Below are 20,472 nucleotides of genomic sequence, written 5' to 3'. Positions count from 1 at the left end.
GGCGCAATGCAATTGGCGCAATGCAATCGGCGTCGTTCAACGAGCGCAATGCAACTGGCTACATCTATAACGCTAGCCAGCTGCATGCACGTTGCTTAAATGCCGTAGTTCGCTTGGTACCCTTTCACCGCGGCTAACTGCGCCGGATCCGCTTGGCTTTGTTCTAAGTAAGCGACTAAATCAGACAAACTAATGATAGAGACGACTTGGCAACCAAAGTCACGCTCCACTTCTTGGATCGCCGATAACTCACCTTGGCCGCGCTCTTGGCGATCAATTGCCACCAAGACACCCGCCAGTTGTGCGCCTTGCGCCTGAATCAGTGTCATGGACTCGCGAATCGCGGTGCCGGCGGTAATCACATCGTCCACTAACATTACTCGACCTGCGAGTGCACTGCCTACCAAGTTGCCACCTTCGCCGTGGTCTTTAGCCTCTTTGCGGTTAAAACAATATGGCGTATCCACATCATGATGCGCCGCGAGCGCCACCGCTGTGGTGGTCGCAATGGGGATCCCTTTATACGCCGGGCCAAACAGCACATCATAATCTATGCCTGCATCCATCAACGCCGCGGCATAAAATTCACCCAGTTTTGCCAAATCGCGCCCGGTATTAAACAACCCCGCATTAAAAAAGTACGGGCTCTTACGCCCCGACTTCAGGGTAAATTCGCCAAACTTCAAAACCTGCCGCTCAAGGGCAAACTCAATAAACTGGCGCTGATAGGCTTTCATGCAGTCCTCTCTTGCTGTCTGTGATTATTATCGGGCGTTCGCGACGCGCGCCCATCTCAGGTTAATAGATAAAAAAATAGCCCCCGAGATGGGAGCCATTGCAATAGGATTATTCGGCCAGGGCCGATTTTTGCGCGACGACAATGTCATCAATGCCCTTACTGGCCAGTGCCAACATGGCATTGAGCTCATCGGGAGTAAACGGCTCAGCTTCTGCCGTGCCTTGCACCTCAATCATGCGCCCATCTTCGAGCATCACCACATTCATGTCGGTATCTGCCGCTGAGTCTTCCACATACTCGAGATCGCAAATCGGCGTTTGTTGATAAATGCCCACCGACACCGCAGCCACGTGGCCACGCATCGGATTCGCAGCAAGCTTGCCGTTACGCACTAACGCATTAAGCGCGTCCGCCAGTGCCACACTCGCCCCCGAAATGGACGCCGTACGTGTGCCGCCGTCGGCTTGAATCACATCACAGTCAACCGTAATGGTGCGCTCACCCAATGCTTTTAAATCGACCGCGGCGCGCAAACTGCGGCCAATCAAACGTTGGATTTCTACCGTGCGGCCGCCCTGCTTACCGTTTGACGCTTCACGACGGTTACGGGTGTGGGTCGCACGTGGCAACATGCCATACTCGGCGGTCACCCAACCTTGGCCTTTGCCTTTCAAAAAGCGTGGCACGCCCTCTTCGATCGTGGCATTACAAATCACCTTGGTATCACCAAAGCATACCAACACAGAGCCTTCTGCGTGGGCCGTAAAACCGCGGGTAAAGCTAACGGGACGAATTTGGTCGAGTGCTCTTCCACTTGGGCGCATGCAAGTTACCTTCATTGGCTGAAAAATGTGATGGCGATTATACGTGTTTATCTGCTCGCTTGCGATCCCTGTCCGCCTTGCCGTTCAAGACAGCTGACGCAAGAAGAGCAGATGCGTATACTCTTAATTATTCACTCTTAGCACACAAAAGCAGGTACACATGATCCACAGTATGACCGCCTACGCGCGACAAGAACTCAAGGGCGATTGGGGCAACGCGGTTTGGGAAATCCGCTCCGTCAACCAGCGCTACCTTGAAACCTATATCCGCATGCCTGAGCAGTTACGTAGCCTCGAGCCTGTGGTGCGCGAGCGTTTCCGTAAGCGCCTCGCCCGCGGCAAAGTGGAATGTAACCTGCGTTTTGACACCTCCCAGGCAAGCCAAGACAAACTCACCATCAACGAAGGCTTGGCCAAACAAGTCATTGACGCCGCACAGTGGGTCAAGGATACCGCGGGCGAAGGCAACATTAACCCGTTTCAGGTATTAAACTGGCCGGGCGTGATGGAAGCGCCGGAGCAAGATACCGATGAGTTGCACCGTGTATTACTCGCCGGTTTAGATGAAGGGCTAGAGGCTTTTGTGGCGGCTCGGGCCAGCGAAGGCGACAACATGAAAGTGCTGATTGAGCAGCGATTGGATGCGATTAGCGCTGAAGTGATCAAAGTGCGCGAAAAAATGCCCACCGTGATTGAGTGGCAGCGTGAACGTTTGACCACGCGTTTGGAAGAAGCCAAAGTGGAGCTCGATCCGGCCCGCGTTGAGCAAGAAATGGTGATGCTGGCACAAAAAGTCGATGTGGCCGAAGAGTTAGACCGCCTCGACTCACACGTTTCAGAAGCGCGCAAAATCCTCAAAAAAGGCGGCGCCTGCGGCCGACGCTTGGACTTCATGATGCAAGAGTTCAACCGCGAAGCCAACACCCTGGCCTCCAAATCAATCAGCACCGAAATCACCGCCTCCGGCGTCGAGCTCAAAGTGCTTATCGAACAAATGCGCGAACAGATCCAGAATATTGAGTAATCACTAGCGATTCTCAGCACTGACGTTCAGACAGATAGAGATAGCTCGAGCGCTATACATTAAGCTGCCTCTATCTGCTTACCCTATATTCGCTCAGCCATTATTTGCCCTACATTTGAGGCTCGTGGCGACAAAAGACACGCATCGGTCTCTAGCCTACCGCCAGCTTCGCCGCTTGCTGCCACATAAAGTTTGGCATCGGAGTGGCTAGCTCCCACGTAATATCCATCGGCTGAGATCCGGTGTGCGAGATATAATTCACTTCGCCAAAATTCACAAATCCCATGGTACGCCCGAATTCATCTTTAGTTTGCTCACGTACAAACAAAAACAGGCGCTTCCCTATCTTTTGATGTTGAATGTAATCTTTGCCGCGGCCTTTATCAGGGCGCGAGCTGTTTTGCGACTGCCAGTGAAAGCGTGACGCGTTAATCGCATAATCGTGATACATGGTCGTCGGGGAAAATTGCTTTTCATTTTTATCCAAGGTGACAAATAACAGTTCGATGTTTTGATCTTTAAGCGCATAGAGCCCCTCTCGTGCAGGCGGCTGCCGCTCCAACGTGGTAGCGCCAAACCCAACTAGAATTTGCTCACGCGCATATCGAGCATGAAGTCGCAATGGCACATCAGGCAAATCGTCCATCCTTAACTGCTCGTGCTTGGTTTGTGACAGTTTCCAGTCCAACACATCCATTAATTCTGCTTTGATGCCCAGCCGCCTTAACGCGGCAAAGCTTTGCGTAATGGATGAAAAGCCAAGGGCTGGCCCTGTTTGTTGCCAAACATCATAATGACACATGAGTCGATGCCGTTCGCTATCCGTATCAGGCGCAAAGTCTGTTTGGCAAAGCTGCTTTAAGAACTGTAGATACGCATGATCATCAGTGGTTAAAATCCGCTGAAAAATCGCCTTCTTGATTGTTTTAAGTGCACTTTCATCAACAGGAGAATCATTGACCTGTAGATCTGCTTTGAACACCAGTTCTGACCAACAGCCTCGCTTGTATAGTTCGTTCAAATCAATATGCGGATACAAGGTTAGGAAGTTCGCTAGCGTCAGCGGCAGATGGGTGTGCTGAGGATATTGACGAACCATTGCCACTAAACGCCTTAGCGTTAGCGACGCTTTGCGGATGTTATCCAAGACCATTTCTTGGGTTCGCTTAGTAAGCTCAATTCGACAGCCCAAAGGCGCATGGGGGAAGCCTTGTTCAATCTCATGGTTAATCGCTCGAGCGCTCTTGCCCACCAGCGCCCGAAACTTGTTTGCAAAGTCATACTCGGGACGCGAATGACCGACAAAGTCGAGGACGGTGCAGCACTCTTTGCCCTCGGCTAACCGTAAACCGCGGCCTAGCTGCTGAAGGAAAATGGTTAAACTCTCGGTGGGACGCAGAAATAATAAGGTATCGACTTCAGGTATATCGACCCCCTCGTTGAAAATATCAACCACACAAAGCACATTGATCTCACCGGCGCGCAGCGATTGCTGCTTTCGCTGGCGTTCATGCCGATTGTCGCTGGTCAACACATCCGCCTTAAGCCCTTGCAGTGAAAACTGTTGAGCCATGTATTGAGCGTGTTCTTTACTCACACAAAAAGCGAGTGATTTCATACGGCTAAGATCCGTGATGATCTCGTTCATGCTGAGTAATATCTTATCCACCCGGGCTTGGTTGGAGGTATAGAGGTTAGTCAGCTGTGCAATATCATAGCGGCCACGCTGCCAAGGAATGGTCCTCAGATCGGTATCATCATCAATACCAAAATATTGGAATGGGCAAAGATGACGACGATTAATCGCCTCTGGTAACCGAATCTCAGCCGCAATAACGCCACCAAAATCCGCGAGAATATCGCCGCCATCATGACGCTCGGGCGTCGCCGTCAGGCCCAGTAGTATTGACGGTGAAAAGTGGTGCAAAACCGCTCGATAACTGCTCGCGGCAATATGATGCACCTCATCAATCACAATGTAGTCATAGTAATCGGCCGTCAAGTTGAGCGTATCGAGCTGGTTGTTCAATGTTTGAATCGAGACAAACAGCTGACGGTAATGATCTGGCGTGTGACCACCGACCCAAAGCTCGCCAAAGGTGCTGTTACGTAATACCCCTCGATAGGCCGCACGCGCTTGCTTAAGGATTTCTTCACGATGGGCCACAAATAAAAAGTTGGCATCAGGGTGTTTTTTCAAAAAACGGGCAAAATCAAACGCAGAGATCAGTGTCTTACCAGTGCCTGTTGCCGCCACCACTAAATTGCGAAAACGTTGATGCGTCTGGCGCTCAACCGTCAGCTGCTCCAAAATCTCCTTCTGGTGAGGGAAAGGAGAGAGGTCGAAGAAAAACGTAACACCATCTTCTTCGCCACCCCGCTGCTGCCGAAGGGCTTGATTCAGTTTTTCGGTACTTTTTACATCTCCGTCAAATCGCTCAAATTCATTCGAAGCCCAATATGTTTCAAAGGTGCTGAGTGATTTATTGATAATATGGGGAATTTCTTGCGAGGTAATTTTGAGGTTCCACTCCAAGCCATTCGTCAGTGCAGAATGTGAAAGGTTTGACGATCCAATATAACCGGTGTGATAGCCGGTCCCGCGCAGAAACAAATAGCTTTTTGCGTGAAGACGCTCGCGCTCAGTGTTATAGCTTAACTTCACCTCGGTATTAGGTAGGCTGGCTAAATACTCCACCGCTTTCGCGTCTGTCGCGCCCATGTATGATGTGGTGATGACCTTTAACTCGCGACCACTGCGGGTAAAGGCTTCCAGCTCTTTTCGAAAAATTCTTATCCCCGCCCATTTGATGAATGACACCAACCAATAAATTCGGTCTGCGGATAAAATCTCTCTTTTCAGCTCTGACTCCAGTGAAAGACCCGCATTACTGCCACAAAAAAGCTCACTTTGCGTTAAGCCAGTGAGTGGGAAAACATCTTGCACATAGCGCGCTAAATCAGATGCTATCGGGTTTTCAAACTCATAAAGGGCCGTCAGGATTTTCCCCTGACTCGCGAGCAAATTATCGTCGATAATGTCTTTATCGTGGATCTGGGTTTTCAGCCACAGCAAGAATTGGTTGGATAGTGTGATTTGCTGCTCTAGACGATCATCACTGGCAGGCACGGCGTCGAGCACATGGTGCAAAACATGCGATAAAAAGCGAGACAACCAAACTGACGCCTCGTTGTTGGTAAGCGCTCGCTCGCCAACATAGAATCGCTCTCGATCAATACGGCTCTCAATAAGCTGCGTTACCAGCTGCTCATAAATTCCGACCTGCTGCATTTTTTCCTTCCACGCTATGAGCCAGTTTCATCTTACAAACCACGGATTGTAGGCGTTATGAAAGGATCACTTTTCTATACTTTTCAAACAATAGCAACAAAGAGTTAAGTCACACTCTCGTCTGAGGTCTACACAAAGTGACTTCACAGGTAACAATGTGTAGACCTAAGGCGGGCATAAAGGCTTTCAGCTAATCAAAACTTAACGATATTTTTTGCTAACAACACTGGGTCTGCCTGAGGTGGACCTGATCATTTAGGCAAATCACTCAAGCGATTTAACAATGCTTTACGACGGCTATTAGCTGTTATAAAGCGCTTAAACCGCTGTTCAAAGGACGCAGAATTATCGTGAAGCTGATAGGCCTCAAAGAGCTGATGCAAATAGCGTGATGCCGCATCATAGCCAGTGGGGCAAGTGCGATCCGCTTGCTCGTGCGCTTGCTGCCAGTAGTGGTCACGCTGGTTGTAGAGATCTATTAAAGCTTGTTCTTTTTCTGCTTTTTCAATGGCTAGTTTTTTTGCAAGTGCCTCGGCTTGTTGTTGCTCAAACTGTCTTTGTGCGGTTGCAATATAGGGAGCCACGAGGTCGGGGTTTAACCAATACTGATAAGTTTCGTCTTTGTTGGCTGGTTCTTTTCGCGTCAGCGCTACGGCTTGGTGACGAGTTAACTGGCCTCGCTCAAACAACGTGCGTAATAGTGTGTTTTTCTCAGCTTCCGTGAGCGTTTTGAGCCAATCTTCAAACTGCAACTGGGTGTGTTTGGCTGGGTGACTGGGTAGTTCATTCAGCACCATCGCGAGTGCTTTAACCCAAGGTAAGGGAATCGCATACAGCGCAGCAAAAGCCTGTAATCCTTCGCTGAGGCGCTCAAAATCGAATTGGATTAACGGTATCGCGTCAAGCTCATCATCGTCATCTACCGCTTTGAGCCACGCTAAGTACATAAGCCGCCAGTCACCTTGAATTAACTGATTGCGTAAACCGGGTAAATGCTGGAAAAAATCGTCCGCATCTTCATCATCAAAATACGCACCATACTCTTCGATAGAGAAAGTGAGCAATTGCCACTCATCGGTTTGACGAACCTTAAAACCATCGTTCGATAACCTAAGCATGGCATCGGGTATGGTCCCGGCAGGTAGTTTGATGTAGGCATCCATCGAGCCCCAGTTGGCATAGTAAAAACCGATATCGAAGTGCTTTAGCATGATCTCATATGCCTTAGCCTTTAGATCGCTAAAGTTGTAAACCACCTGGAAAGACGTTGCCGTGATATCGGCTCGGCGTGAAATGGCTCTGAGTGCTTGGCGCGCGGTGCTGTCTAAATGCCCATCTAAACGCTCGAATTTATAGTATTGATATTCGCTCACAATGTCCTGCTATCCGTTAAGGTGGAATTGAAAGGTTTGTTCTAACAGCGGCTGAGCCTGAGCGGTGAGCGCAATGGGTTCGCCGTTTATACAACGCCTTGGATCCATCGTCACAAATCCCCAAAACTGCAAAAAGCGCTCAATAAATCGCGTTTCGATGAGTCCGCTTAACAACGCTTCCGGCGGGGCGTAATCGTTCGTTGGGAACGCCTTTAACACATCAGGAAAAGCAACCATCACTTCTTGAGTAAGCTGATCGACGCTGTGATGCGCTTGTATGCGCCACAACATGAATACCCAAAAGGTGCGCAAATCAACATCGTATTCAAAGCTATCTAAATACGCCCAGTTATATTTGCCGGTTGCAGCCGCCAGCATCGGCTTAAAAAAGGCTTGCACGCCCATGTCTTGATACTGTTTTTGCGCCGCTTTTTTCACATGATAACGGCCGCTGCGTCGGTAGATAATACCGCTAATTTCGGCCAGCACACGGGTATAGTGCAAGGCATTGAATTTGTCTTCGTTAAACCCAGCAAACTCGCTGATACTAATGTGGCGTTGGAATTGAGAAACTGAAAACTCAGGCAATAATTCACTGGCTTGTTTGACCAACTTAGCCGGTAAGTTGCCTTTGTTGGTTGCTTTAAAAGCACCGCCTTGCGCCATCGCATGTTCAAGCATCAGATCCAAATATCGCATCATTGGGCTGGCGGAAAGATCGGCGGGTGTCGTGATCGTCACCCACTGTAATTGATCAAACGGCGCATAAAGCCAATTGGTCATTTGCGTGGGTGTCACACCACAAAAATCGGGATGAGGTTGATTATTGCGATCCTGCACTTGGCGCTGTAACACAGCATTGAGTTCATCGATACTCATACCTGGGTTATTCGCCAGCATGGTTTCAGCGTCATCAACGACTTGCGCATGTTGCTTAGACACACCGTCCATACAACACCGTTTGAATTTTTTACCACTGCCACAATGGCAAGGATCGTTGCGACCGAGCTTCATTACTGTCCCCTCGCATTTTTATTGAAGCAGCGCGGCATTTTCCTGTTTACGCTGACCCAGCGTCTTAGCAATTGCAGATACTGTGGTTTTTCTAACCCCTTGCTGCTTTGCGAGATGCGTACATTGGCTGATAGCTTCTGCCACTTCTTCAATAACTTGCCTTGCATCATGCCAACTCCCATAGCCAGCACTTGCTGCAAGTTTTTGCATTACCTTAAGCGGTGGCGCTTTGCCATACCCACCAAATGCAGTGGCATGCTCGTTAAATGGATGCGGGCTGTAGGTGACATCGTAAAAAGGCGCAAGGTTCCATTGACCGTCGTCCGCTTGTAAAAACGCCCAGTTTTTACTGTGATCATCTTGGTTAGACGACAGTAGATTAAAAACGGCACGGCGAAATTGCAGCTGTCCCGCAGCTGGAGATTGACATAATTGACGGCTGGCTTTGATCAAGTCAATGTAATCTAAACTTGGCGTTCGAAAATCTGCATCCAGCAATCCGCAGGCACTGTGCATATGCAAGCGGCCCGTGCTATGTCCACTCACTAAATCGGCTTGTCCAGCGACATAATCAAAACGCTTGAGCGCCAACCATGCAACCGCACCACTTTTTGTTGGTGCCTCAATAAGTTGCCAGCGTGGGGGTTGGCATTTAGCTTGCTCAGCCATTTGCAAATATACCGCCTCACACAAACCTTCTTCATGCCCGAGTGCTAGATTTTTCGAGGTAAACTTAACCAGCCACGCTTCATCACCTCGCTGTGCAAAGGTGCGACATTGCTCAATTTCCCCCGTCGGCATATAAATCTGTGCTTTTGGTCTTGCTCCACCCGAACTACCACCAGCGACTAGTGCTGCCAATACCTGTTGAGTATGCCCATCTAACTTCTCATGGTTATTATCCATATAGTCTGACATTGAAGCATCGAAAAGCGTTTGAGCCTCTAAGCCCAAGGTTGCTAGATTAATATCAGCGTGCGTCGAGGCTGAAAACTCAGACACCGGAGAAAAAGACAACGCCCCGATGCCTTTATCACCGACAAAGGCCAATCTGTCCATCGCCGTTAATTGATTCGGCAGGATGCCTTTTTGCCGGAAAACACGATCTTGTAACATCATGCCCCAACCATCAGGCAAACAATCCCCAAATACGCCATGCACCCCTTGATGAGGCTGTTTAGGTGCGGCTTGTACTTGCATGCTCGACTGTAAAGTAAACGGTGATAAATTGCCAAACTGCTGCAAATAGCCGTCTGTATACTGAAAAAAAACACCTTGCCGATTCTGAGCCAAGATCCCTACAGCAACCTGCTCTCCTGAACTTAACGTACGGGTGACAGTAAGCTTTTGAATCGGTCTAAAACTCATCTTTTAGTACCTCATCAATACTCGAGGGCGCAGTGACGCGCTCTTTATGCGGCTGGGTGAGCTGATAAAGCCTATCCAATGAGTCTAGGGTCTGCCAAAGCAACAGCAATTGGCGAAAGGAAATTTGCCCAGTCAGCTCAAACTTTTTAATCGTTGAGGCAGGCACGCAGCTTCGCTTTGCCAGTGCCGCTCGTGAGAGCTTTGCGCGCTGACGCAACGCCCGTAAATAAGCAGCATAGGCTTGGCTTACATCGGTATCATCCAGTAAGGTGAAATTCATCTTCAATGGCCATTGGATATTATTATATCTAATATAGCGGAAAATAAACCAAATTGGCTACTATTGTAGCCAAAAACCCCCCATGTCTTCCATCAAGCTTTTGCTGATGAAGCACCCCCCGATGTTGGATATCCAACTACTGGGGGTTACCTCATTTTTACCAGAGGGGCCTGGGCGTGTACTTAACTCACCGCTTCAGGCTTTTTTTCGGCCACCAGTTGCTCAGCGCGGCGTTTGTGTTTGCGGTATTTAGGATGGGTGATCGGAATGGCAGAGAGCAGCGTTTGGGTGTACTCGTGCTGCGGCTGATGGTAGACGGTTTCGGTCGGCCCTTCTTCCACCACATGACCAAAGTACATCACTGCCACCTTATCGGAGATATGACGGACCACCGATAAATCGTGCGAGATAAAAATCATCGCCAAGTTCATCTCTTGCTGGAGCTTCAACAACAGATTAAGAATTTGTGCCTGCACCGATACATCCAAAGCGGAGACGGACTCGTCACAAATCAGCAGTTTCGGTTTGAGGGCAATCGCCCGGGCAATACCAATCCGCTGCCGCTGACCGCCCGAAAACTCATGCGGGTAGCGGTTTACCGCATCGTGGGGCAAGCCGACTTTATCCAACAGCTCAAGCACCCATTGGCGACGCTCTTTCGCGGTACCAACATTGTGAATAATAAAGGGCTCTTCTAAGATCCCGCCGATGGTATGACGCTGGTTGAGCGACTCGAGCGGGTCTTGAAAGACAATCTGCATGTCTTTACGCAGTGGCCGCATCTGACGTGGCGACAACGGGGTGATGTCTTTACCTTCAAAGAAGATCTTACCCTCGGTGGGTTCAAACAACTTGAGAATGGTACGACCCAGGGTACTTTTGCCACACCCCGACTCCCCCACCAGCCCAAGTGTTTCACCTTGTGACACCGACAGCGATACGCCATCGACGGCTTTAATGGTGTAGCCTTGACGAAGCAGGCCTTTGCCAGAGACAAAATACTGCTTCAGATTTTCTACTCTGAGGACTTCCTTGCTCATCGCGTTCTCCTGCAACTATGTCGATGATGGCGCTGCATCAAAGTCTTCCAACGGGCGAATATCAATCATCTGCTTGGGTTGGTGAGTACGCCCCGGCATTAACCCCAGCAAACGCTTGGTATACGGATGGGCGGGGTTGTCAAATAAAGTAAAAATATCGGCCCGTTCGCGAATTTGGCCATCGTACATCACCGCCACGTCGTCACACACTTCGGCAACCACGCCCAGATCGTGGGTGATAAAAATCACCGCCATGCCGGTTTCTTCTTGCAGCTCGTTAATCAAGTCCAAAATCGAGGCCTGCACCGTCACATCTAGGGCGGTAGTTGGCTCATCACATATCAAGATATCGGGCTTACAGGCCAGTGCCATGGCAATCATGACCCGTTGGCGCATCCCACCAGACAGGTTGTGCGGATACTCATTGAGACGCTTTTCTGGCAGTGGGATTTTTACCTTGTTCATCATATCCAATGCGCAGGCATACCGGGCTTTTTTATCCAGCTCCGGGCGGTGCAACATCAAGACTTCATTGATTTGCCGACCAATGGTATGCACAGGGTTCAGCGCCGTCATTGGGTCTTGAAAGATAATCGAGATCCGATTACCGCGCATTGCATAGCGCTCTTTGGCGGGCAAGGTCACCAAGTCTGTCCCGCGATACAGAATCTCGCCGCCGGTCACCTGTCCGTAAGGCTTAGGGAGCAAGCCCATGATCGACATTGCCGTGACACTTTTGCCACTGCCCGACTCGCCCACCAAGCCGAGCGTGCGCCCGGCTTTTACGTCAAAGCTCACCCCGTGAAGTACCTCACGGGGGCCATCGTCAGTGGTAAAATTAACGGTCAAATCCTTAACCGAAAGAATGACATCCTGGGTCATAAGCGCCTCTACAGCTTGTATCTGTCATCAATGATGGTCACCGGCTCAAAGGCTTTATCGTCGTCCATCGCCTCTTCGGTGGCGTCTTTCATCGCTTCATCAATCCAGAAGGTGCCAAAGCCCATCACGCGGCCACTGGTGACCATGTTTTCGGTGCGCTTGGTCATCGCGTTATCTGGGATTTGTACATAACGCCAAAAACCTTGACGCACATACGGCACCATGTACCCCGGTACAATCACACTGGCCTCTGAGATTTTGGTGCGGATTTGATGCGACAGCTGATACTTTTTCGCCGTATCAAACTCGCTTTTATAGGCCATGATCAGCTTATCCAATGCCGGTGAGCTGTAGTTAGAGTGATTGTTTGTTTGCGTTTTATTGGCGTTATCCGAGTGGAAGTACTCCCAATAGGCCGGAATTTCCGAGGTACCCRTATTAAGAAAGGCCAACTGATGCTTTTTCTCGAGTACGTATTTAAACGCCGATGAGCCATCGACCAAGTTAATAGTAAATTCCAATCCCGCTCGCTTGGCCTGCTCTTTTAAGTAAGCAATGCGTGGTGTGTGCTGCTGATACCCATAAGTAATCGCGAAGCTTAAACGCTCGCCTTTGTCATTGACGCGAATACCATCGGCGCCAACCTGGTCAAAGCCGGCTTGTTCGAAATGGCTGATCGCTTTTTTAGGATCAAACGCTGGCGGTGTTGCACCATCATTGTCGTATTCACCATGACCAAAGCCCATTGCATGCGGTTTACGCGAGTAATCGCCACGGGTGATTTTTTCAATCATGCCGTCAAAATCGGTGGCATAGAGAATCCCTTTGCGTACATTGATATCATCCAGCATTGGCATGGCCGAGTTCATCCACAAACCGCCCGCGCCAACCGGCACTTCGTTATACCCCCAGAACTTGGTGATATAGCCTTTTTTATAAGGTTCAGATTGGGTTTTTTCATGCCAGATATCTGGAAGCACCAAATCGAACACATCCAAATTGCCCTTTTCAAAATGCTTCATGGCAATGTCGTTATCGCGGATCACGCGCATTCGAATACGCTCAACATTGTAGCGATTTTGGTAATAGGGGTTGGTATAACCCCACCAATCGTCGACATGATTAAAGGTAAGTCGGCGTCCTTTTTGCACACGGCCCAGCTCATAGGGCCCCATGGTGGGCTCGGCTTTAAAGTTATAGCGGCGCACATAGTCGTCAGCAATGCCGTCTTGGTTTTCATCTTTGCGCGGATTAGCGTAAAAATGCGCAGGGCGCGGAATTAAGCTTCCTAAGGTATACATTAATTCTTCTTGGTTTTTCTCTACTGCACTCGATATGGCCACAGTATGCGCGTCGATTTTCTCCACGCTACCAATGGTGTTGGTGTAATAGTCGTTATACCAAGGGGCAACAATGTCTTTAGATCGATAAAACTGCATCATAAACACAAAATCATCGGCGGTCAGTGGTTCGCCATCTGACCAAGTCGCTTCTGGGTTAAGCTTAAAATAGATGGTTTTGTTGTCGTCACTAAATGCCCACTCGTTGGCCAAATCCGGGATCCATTCCAGTGTATCTGGGTGGCGCTTTACCAGTGAGGGCATTTCATCAAGAAAGTAACTGCGCAGGCCTGAGTTTGAATCCGGCCCCACAGTGCGTAATGTCTGCGGAAAACTCTGCAAATGGGTACGCAGTGTACCGCCGCGCTTGGCGTCGGGAGACCCGATTTTGGGGGCATCCCAGTTGGTTTGCCAATTAAGATTTTCAGGCAATTCCGCCGCCCAGCCGCTGAGGCTAAACAGGGAAACGGAGGTAGCAAGGATCAGTTTTTTCATCGTGATGTCCTTATCTTGATGCACACATTGCTTGTTGTATTTAAAATCAGTCATAACGGGTGAACTTTTTCGGATCAAACGCGGCTCGGACCGCTTCCCCAATAAAGGTCACCATCACCAACACCAACACCAGAGACGACACCACAGAGGCAACAATCCATGGCGCATCCAGATTTGATTTACCTTGCTGTAACAGCTCGCCCCAACTTGGCGTCGGTGGCATCAGCCCCAAACCGAGGTAATCCAGCGCCGTTAACGCAGTAATATTGAGCGCGATGGTAAAGGGCGCCAAGGTCACAATCATCACCATGGTGTTGGGCAAAATATGGCGAAACAGGATCCGGCTAGTAGAGGCACCCAATGCACGCGCCGCCATCACATAATCACGCGACGATTCTTTGTACGTCATGGTGCGCATATACCAGGTAATCGCCATCCAGCCGAATAGCACATTAATCGCGACGAACAGGGCAAACGTGGGTTGGAGAATCGAGACTAGAATCATGATCACGTACAAAAACGGCACCATCGACCAAACCTCGATAAAGCGTTGGAAAAACAAATCAAACTTACCGCCCCAAAACCCCATCGCACAGCCCACGGCGGTGCCAATCGCATAAGACGCCGCCATGGTCAGTAACGCAAAGCCCATGGCAATACGAAAGCCGTATACCAGGCGGGCGAGAATGTCGCGGCCGATATCATCAGTACCGAGATAATGCTTGTCTGCGGCACTTGGCGCCGTGGGCGGAAAGTCGCCACTAAAGTCTTGCTCAAGCGGGTTCCACGGCACCAGAGGCATGACTACATAATTGTCGCCACTTTGTGCCTCGAAAGCTTTATCGAGCTGACGATAATTGACTTCGCTGGTGCCTACTTGGCCAAAGTCGCGCGCTAAATACACATCGCTCATCACAGGGAAGTAATAGTTGCCGTCGTATTTGACCATTAACGCTTTACTGTTGATCAACAGCTCGGCAAATAGCGACAGCACCAACATGGTGGTCAAGATCATAAACGACCAGTAACCACGTTTAATTTGCTTAAAACTGCGGATTTTCTTTTGAGTTAAAGGGCTAATCGTCAACATATCAAGATCCAAACTTCACGCGAGGGTCAATCAAGGCAACACAGATATCAGAGATGATATTGCCCGCCAGCAGTAATAGCGCATTGATGGCAACAATCCCCATCACCACCGGATAGTCACGCTCCATAATCGATTCATAGCCGAGCAAACCAATGCCGTTGATGTTAAAAATCACCTCAATCAAAAATGCACCGGTCATAAAGAACAATAAAGAGTTACCAAAATGGCTGGCTATCGGAATCAAGCTGTTGCGCAGCGCATGCTTGCGTACCGCCGAACGAAACGGTAACCCTTTGGCAATGGCGGTGCGAATATAGTCCGCGGAGAGGTTTTCCATCAGGTTGTTTTTCATCGTCATGGTCAAAGTGGCAAAATCACCAATCAGATAACAAATCAGCGGCAGTACCGCATGCCACATCACATCTTTGGCGCGTTCCCAAAAACTGGTCGCGTCATAGTAGGCATCGCCAACAAAGCCGCCCATCGGGAACCATTCGAGGTGATAACTAAATAGGGTGATCAGCAAGACCCCCACCACGTAACCCGGCAGGGCAAAACCAATAAAGATAAGTACTGAGGAGGATGAATCAAACACCGAACCGTGCTTGAGGGCTTTGTAATAGCCAAGCGGAAGGGAGATAAAATAACTGATAAAGAAGGTCATCCCGCCATAAAACAGCGACACCGGCAGGCGCTCGGCGATCATGTCAGTAACTGGCTCGTAGTAGCGCGTCGACTCGCCCAAGTCGAAATTGGCAAGTTTACCGAGCCAATCTACATAGGCTTCCAGCACCGGCTTATCGAGCCCGTAAAAGGCGCGTAACTCGTCCATTTGCGCTTCAGACAAGGCCGAGCTATCTCCTGCACGTTGCAAGCTCGAGCCGCCATCACCTTGTGCTTGCATTTGGGTCATCATTCGCTCAACCGGCCCGCCAGGCACAAGGCGCGTGATACCGAAAATCAAAATGGTGATCCCAAGAAACGTCGGTATCACTAAAAGAAACCGACGTATAAAGTACGACAGCATAGTCCACTACTCCCTGTTAACTGTCTGATATTTTTTCAGGTCATTGATCCTGCCGTTGTGCTCTCTTAGCCATCCTAAGCACTGAAAGCAACAATACGTATTACGCACTTACATAATGTGGTCTATATTTATCTCGAATATTGGTCACGATCAACGATAACAGCCTGTCAGAAGTGATTTTTTTGCTACAAAACAGCGAAAGCCATGCTATTTTTATACTGCGTTGTGCTAGCTTTCTTATCACTAAAAGCAATAAATATTTCAATCAATAGTCAAAAAGGTTTGGTTTAAAATGCAATAAAACTGACATTTCACCGAAACCTTGTGTCTTCTCGTGATCGCACGCACCGATAACCCACCACAGCGCCTGCATTGATAAGCAGACAGCCATCCTCCCGCTCCCCCTCAATCTCATATTCATTCATCAGGATCAGTGCAATAGAGATAGTGACTTGTTTCACTAAAAACCACAGCTACCAGCATGAATCACTAACTCCAATGATTGTGTGCAGTCGCCCCCCCCTGAACGTCCATCGCATCGCTAGGGTCAGGCTCGCTGACACTGAATAACCGTATTTATTAGGGGTTGGTAATTTTTAGCATTCCTCTACAATTGGTGCGACTATGCCGAGCATGCCAATGCTCGGCTTTTTTCACCCTATTAATGTAAAGAGTGCCTGATGGAATCCGTTTCTCGCGCCAAGCGCCTCTTCTCTACCACCCTACCGATGCTGTTTGGTGTGCTGTCGCTGATGAGCTTTCAGTTGGTCGATAGTGCCTTCATTGGTCAATTGGGTGTACTCCCGCTCGCCGCACAAGGTTTCACCTTGCCGATTCAGATGATCATTATCGGGTTGCAAGTTGGCCTCGGCATTGCGACCACAGCGGTGATCTCGCGCGCGCTCGGCGCCGATCAGTGTCGCTATGCCAAGCAATTAGGCGGTCTGATTTTATTTATTGGCACCACAGGCGTGGCATTGTTTGCCGGCTTGCTCTATGCCTTGCGCCATCCGATCTTGATGTTGCTTGATGCGCCGGACAACGTATTTCCGGTAATTGATAGCTATTGGCAAATTTGGTTGGTCAGTGCTTGGACAGGCGCAGTGCTTTACTTCTTTTATAGCCTAGCACGCGCCAACGGGAACACCATGTTGCCCGGCTCCATGATGGTGGTCACCAGCTTATTAAATCTTGCGCTCGACCCGGTATTTATCTTTTGGTTCGATTGGGGCATTAATGGCGCGGCCGTGGCAACCTTGATTGCGTTTGGCGCTGGCATTGCCATTGTCGCGCCTCGCGTGTTCGGCAAAGGCTGGGTTTCGTTTGACTGGCAGGACTTAAACATCAAACAAAGTGTGGGTTCGATTGGGCATATTATGGGGCCGGCGATGATAAGCCAGCTGCTGCCGCCTGTGTCATCCATGCTGGCGACCAAGCTGCTCGCCAGCTTTGGCTCAACGGCAGTGGCCGCCTGGGCGCTAGGTTCACGCTTTGAGTTCTTTGCCATTGTCTCGGTACTGGCGCTGACCATGTCAATGCCCCCCATGGTGGGTCGTTTGCTGGGCAAAGGCAATCTGACCGAAGTGCGGCATCTGGTCAAGTTAGCGTGTCAGTTTATTCTCGGCTTTCAATTGCTGATTGCCGTGGTGACCTGGCTTGCTGCCGCTCCCCTCGCCGATTTGATGACCAGCGATCAACAAGTTACCGATATCTTGCACACTCACCTTACGCTAGTACCCTTTAGCCTGGGCGCGCTGGGGGTGTGCATGTTGATGGTGTCAATTACCAATGCGCTAGGCCGCTCATACACCGCCCTAACCATTTCTGCGCTCCGCCTATTTGCGTTTTTCCTGCCCTGCCTTTGGTTAGGGGCACAAATTGGCGAGCTGTTTGGCCTATTTGCCGGTGCCTTAATCGGTAACCTACTTGCGGGCGCGGTGGCTTATGCCATGTACCGACGTACGCTGGCTAAACTCATGGCGAGCGAGTAGATAGCCAAAACGTTAACCTTGGGGCACCGGCTCAGTTCGCACACAGACACGCCGTCAATCCATCCCTGGAGGCTCCGCCGCGCCATCCATGGCGCGGAGGGTCTGTTTAGCGAAATAAGCCGAACCGAACCCTATCTAGCGTTTGCCCCCAACGAAAAAGCCCGCTAATAACAGACGGGCTCAAAGGGTAAATACAATTAACGCGCGGGGTTAATAACCCAGTTGCATTAAGGTTGCTTCAATGTCTTTACCGTCGCTATCCGTTAACGTTTTCACCGCCATATTCGGACGATTGGTAAAGAAGCCATCCACACCGCGATCACGGTAGCGAATCATATCCTCGCGATCATCCAGAGTGTACATGTGCATCAGCAAGCCTTTTTCATGGCTCATGTCCACCATCCAGGTCTTCGCTAGGTCCATATAGCTAAATTGGCTTGACCAGGCATCATCGAAGTTGGCTTGGGTACCTGAAGGCCCTACACCGATGGCACCGTTTTGTTTGGCGTAATCGAGCCACTCTGCGTAGTCCGCTTTCGAGGCTACTTCCTGACGCGCGTAGTACTGGGCGTAAGATTCGTCATCCGCTTTCGGTGCGCTATCTTTGGTCGGAATGTAGCCATCACCTGCCCATAGCAGCAAGATTTTTGGCACATTCGGCATCACATCTTGCAGTGCTTCAAGGCTCGATTTATTGAAGGTTTGCAGGATCACTTTGCCCTTGGCGTCCTTATCTAGCCAACCGTGTTGGGTTAAATCTTGTTTCAAATCCTCTTCAATGCCAGGGAAGAATTCAGGCACCTTGGTCTCGATGTAAAGTCCTGGCTGATGGGCGCAGCCTTCGGCGATTTCTCGGACCTGGTCAAGTGTCACCAACTTCAAGCCACGAAAGCTTTCGCGTGCGCGCTCGGGATAGGCTTGGTTATACCAGCTACCGGCATCCAGTTTTTCCAGCTCTGCCCACGTAAAGGTGTTAACCGGATCACCGGCACGCTCAGGATAGACTGTCTCAATATTGGTGTTGCGCTTGAGGTTGTCGTCATGCACGGCGATCAGTTTGCCGTCTTTTGTGCGCTGCAGGTCCAGCTCGAGGTAATCCGCGCCCACTTCACACGCAAGCTGATAGGCTGGCAACGTGGATTCTGGCGCGTTGTAGGAATCACCACGATGGGCAATGACCGCATGATCAGCAATGCCAAGTTGTTCGCTCAGCGCAGTGTCACTGGCTTGGGCAACAGAGGAAAAAGAAAAGGCACTGGCGACACTGAGCGCGGCAACGGTCACGCTCATATTTTTTTTCGATGAGGTATTCAACGGGTACTCCTTACTGTCGTTGAAAAAATAGGCGATAATTAAACATGTGTTCAATTACCAAGACAGCATAGCAAAACCCTGATTTAAAGCGAAAAAATAAAAACGCCCACAAAGAGGTGGGCGTCAACACGGTTAGGAAGCCAGCGGCCAGAGTGACTCTACTGCCTGCAGGGGGCGTTGATCGGGGTTAGATAAATAGTGGGGGCGCGGTGGCAACCCACTAAAGGGCTTCACCGTTTTGTTTTCCACACTATTGTAGACGAACATTAAAATCGAACGTGGGTCGTTGGCGATATTATCGGGTGAGCCATGCATCAAGTTACAATCATGGAACACCAAGGTACCGGCTTGTCCCGTTACAGAGGCAATGCCATTGTCTTCTAACAATGCCTCCATGGTCTCTGGCTTGGGCACCCCCAGCATTTGTTTTTTCAGCGATTGCTGATAGTTCTTCTCGCCGGTGTTGCCTTCACAAGACGCATAGTGATGGTGCGAGCCGGGGATTACATACAAAGGCCCATTGTGCTCGGTGTTGTCGGTTAACATCAGCCATACGGTCACGGCTCGCATCCGTGGCATTCCATCCTCAACGTGCCAAGTCTCGAAGTCAGAATGCCAAGGAAACGACTTGCCTTTAAACGCAGGCTTAATATTGACGCGCGATTGCATCAAATATGCGTCCGAACCCAAAATTTGCCGCACTTTATTGAGAATGCGCGGATCGCGTGAGAAGCGATCAATCAAATCACTGTAGGCAAAAGGTTTAAAAATAGTACGCAGCTCATCACTATCCGGCTCGGTATATAGCTCTTCATAGCCGGCCATATCATCGCGCAAACGGGTTATTTCACGCTTAAGCGGTGCCACCATTTCCGGCATGTAATCCTTCATAACCAGAAAGCCCTGGCGCTCGAACGTATCCAGCTCGTGCTGGCTTAAGCTATGCGGTACCTCTGGCTGCGCACTGCCGTACACAACAGGGTCTAGACGTGGGGAGAGGGTTTCTTTTCCATTGACGCGTGAGGGATACAAATCGGGAGTACCTTCCATTATTGACACCTCCTTCATGTCGTTCGTTTTTTAGTGATATCTTCTCGCTGTTTGAGGCCCTAAAGGGCGTGAATTGCACACAACACAGTTGCGGGCGGCTAATCAAAAATCAACCCCCAGCGCGTGCTATGCATCTTCTTGGATAACTGCGCGCTACCCTACCAGCTCCACATCGAACAGTGAACCTTTGTAAACCCACAACCGCTATGCGTCATAGTAAGCCATCCTAATGATCGCTTTCACCGCGATCCCGTTCAAATCCAAATGAGTTCGTGCTACCCTGCGCGCCTCCCACGGGAGACAAACATCTATTCGTCGATCGACTCCCA

General features: G+C 49.9%; 16 protein-coding genes. 2 read left to right on the top strand and 14 right to left on the bottom strand.

Going from position 1 to position 20,472, the window contains the following annotated elements; all coding sequences use genetic code 11:
- Positions 1 to 95: 95 nt before the first annotated feature.
- Both pyrE and rph read right to left on the bottom strand, forming a co-directional pair.
- Positions 96 to 737, bottom strand: coding sequence for an orotate phosphoribosyltransferase (pyrE, locus tag BZG76_RS11765; RefSeq protein ID WP_077461505.1), 642 nt, complete (start codon positions 735 to 737; stop codon positions 96 to 98).
- 109 nt (positions 738 to 846) lie between these two features.
- Positions 847 to 1,563, bottom strand: a complete 717-nt coding sequence (rph, locus tag BZG76_RS11760) for a ribonuclease PH (protein ID WP_025744385.1) — start codon at positions 1,561 to 1,563, stop codon at positions 847 to 849.
- A gap of 160 nt (positions 1,564 to 1,723) precedes the next feature.
- Here rph and BZG76_RS11755 point away from each other — a divergent pair, with 160 nt between their 5' ends.
- The gene (locus BZG76_RS11755; protein WP_077461504.1) at positions 1,724 to 2,587 is read left to right on the top strand and encodes a YicC/YloC family endoribonuclease; all 864 of its coding nucleotides are present in this window, start codon (positions 1,724 to 1,726) and stop codon (positions 2,585 to 2,587) included.
- A gap of 151 nt (positions 2,588 to 2,738) precedes the next feature.
- Here the strand turns inward: BZG76_RS11755 and BZG76_RS11750 are convergent, their stop codons facing one another.
- The 10 genes from BZG76_RS11750 to BZG76_RS11705 all read right to left on the bottom strand — a co-directional run bounded on the left by BZG76_RS11750 (position 2,739) and on the right by BZG76_RS11705 (position 15,788).
- A complete protein-coding gene (locus BZG76_RS11750; protein WP_077461503.1) occupies positions 2,739 to 5,879 on the bottom strand; it encodes a DUF3427 domain-containing protein in 3,141 nt (1,046 codons plus the stop codon).
- Between the two features lie 251 nt (positions 5,880 to 6,130).
- A complete protein-coding gene (locus BZG76_RS11745; RefSeq protein WP_077461502.1) occupies positions 6,131 to 7,252 on the bottom strand; it encodes a hypothetical protein in 1,122 nt (373 codons plus the stop codon).
- A 9-nt stretch (positions 7,253 to 7,261) separates the two neighbouring features.
- Positions 7,262 to 8,266 (bottom strand): YecA family protein, encoded by a 1,005-nt coding sequence (locus BZG76_RS11740; protein WP_077461501.1) that lies wholly within the window; start codon positions 8,264 to 8,266, stop codon positions 7,262 to 7,264.
- An 18-nt stretch (positions 8,267 to 8,284) separates the two neighbouring features.
- Complete coding sequence (locus tag BZG76_RS11735; RefSeq protein WP_077461500.1) at positions 8,285 to 9,634, bottom strand: type II toxin-antitoxin system HipA family toxin; 1,350 nt, start codon at positions 9,632 to 9,634, stop codon at positions 8,285 to 8,287.
- Positions 9,624 to 9,914 (bottom strand): helix-turn-helix domain-containing protein, encoded by a 291-nt coding sequence (locus BZG76_RS11730; RefSeq protein WP_077461499.1) that lies wholly within the window; start codon positions 9,912 to 9,914, stop codon positions 9,624 to 9,626. Before BZG76_RS11730 ends, BZG76_RS11735 begins: the two co-directional genes overlap by 11 nt.
- A gap of 182 nt (positions 9,915 to 10,096) precedes the next feature.
- The gene (locus tag BZG76_RS11725; protein WP_077461498.1) at positions 10,097 to 10,954 is read right to left on the bottom strand and encodes an ABC transporter ATP-binding protein; all 858 of its coding nucleotides are present in this window, start codon (positions 10,952 to 10,954) and stop codon (positions 10,097 to 10,099) included.
- 15 nt (positions 10,955 to 10,969) lie between these two features.
- Positions 10,970 to 11,836, bottom strand: coding sequence for an ABC transporter ATP-binding protein (locus tag BZG76_RS11720; protein WP_077461497.1), 867 nt, complete (start codon positions 11,834 to 11,836; stop codon positions 10,970 to 10,972).
- Between the two features lie 8 nt (positions 11,837 to 11,844).
- Positions 11,845 to 13,671, bottom strand: coding sequence for an extracellular solute-binding protein (locus BZG76_RS11715; protein ID WP_077461496.1), 1,827 nt, complete (start codon positions 13,669 to 13,671; stop codon positions 11,845 to 11,847).
- Positions 13,672 to 13,717: 46 nt separating this feature from the next.
- A complete protein-coding gene (locus BZG76_RS11710; RefSeq protein WP_077461495.1) occupies positions 13,718 to 14,761 on the bottom strand; it encodes an ABC transporter permease in 1,044 nt (347 codons plus the stop codon).
- 1 nt (position 14,762) lies between these two features.
- A complete protein-coding gene (locus tag BZG76_RS11705) occupies positions 14,763 to 15,788 on the bottom strand; it encodes an ABC transporter permease (RefSeq protein ID WP_077461494.1) in 1,026 nt (341 codons plus the stop codon).
- A gap of 680 nt (positions 15,789 to 16,468) precedes the next feature.
- Between BZG76_RS11705 and BZG76_RS11700 the strand changes: the two genes are divergently transcribed.
- Complete coding sequence (locus BZG76_RS11700) at positions 16,469 to 17,779, top strand: MATE family efflux transporter (protein ID WP_077461493.1); 1,311 nt, start codon at positions 16,469 to 16,471, stop codon at positions 17,777 to 17,779.
- A gap of 210 nt (positions 17,780 to 17,989) precedes the next feature.
- Here BZG76_RS11700 and BZG76_RS11695 read toward each other — a convergent pair whose 3' ends face one another.
- Together BZG76_RS11695 and BZG76_RS11690 are read right to left on the bottom strand one after the other, a co-directional pair.
- Positions 17,990 to 19,069 (bottom strand): glycerophosphodiester phosphodiesterase, encoded by a 1,080-nt coding sequence (locus BZG76_RS11695; RefSeq protein WP_077461492.1) that lies wholly within the window; start codon positions 19,067 to 19,069, stop codon positions 17,990 to 17,992.
- 156 nt (positions 19,070 to 19,225) lie between these two features.
- A complete protein-coding gene (locus BZG76_RS11690) occupies positions 19,226 to 20,143 on the bottom strand; it encodes a phytanoyl-CoA dioxygenase family protein (RefSeq protein WP_077461491.1) in 918 nt (305 codons plus the stop codon).
- Positions 20,144 to 20,472 lie beyond the last annotated feature (329 nt).

Source organism: Salinivibrio sp. AR647, from assembly GCF_001995415.1.
Taxonomy (GTDB): Bacteria; Pseudomonadota; Gammaproteobacteria; order Enterobacterales; family Vibrionaceae; genus Salinivibrio; species Salinivibrio costicola.
The sequence above is the reverse complement of the archived record's forward strand: the minus strand, read 5'-3'. Positions and strand labels throughout refer to the sequence as shown.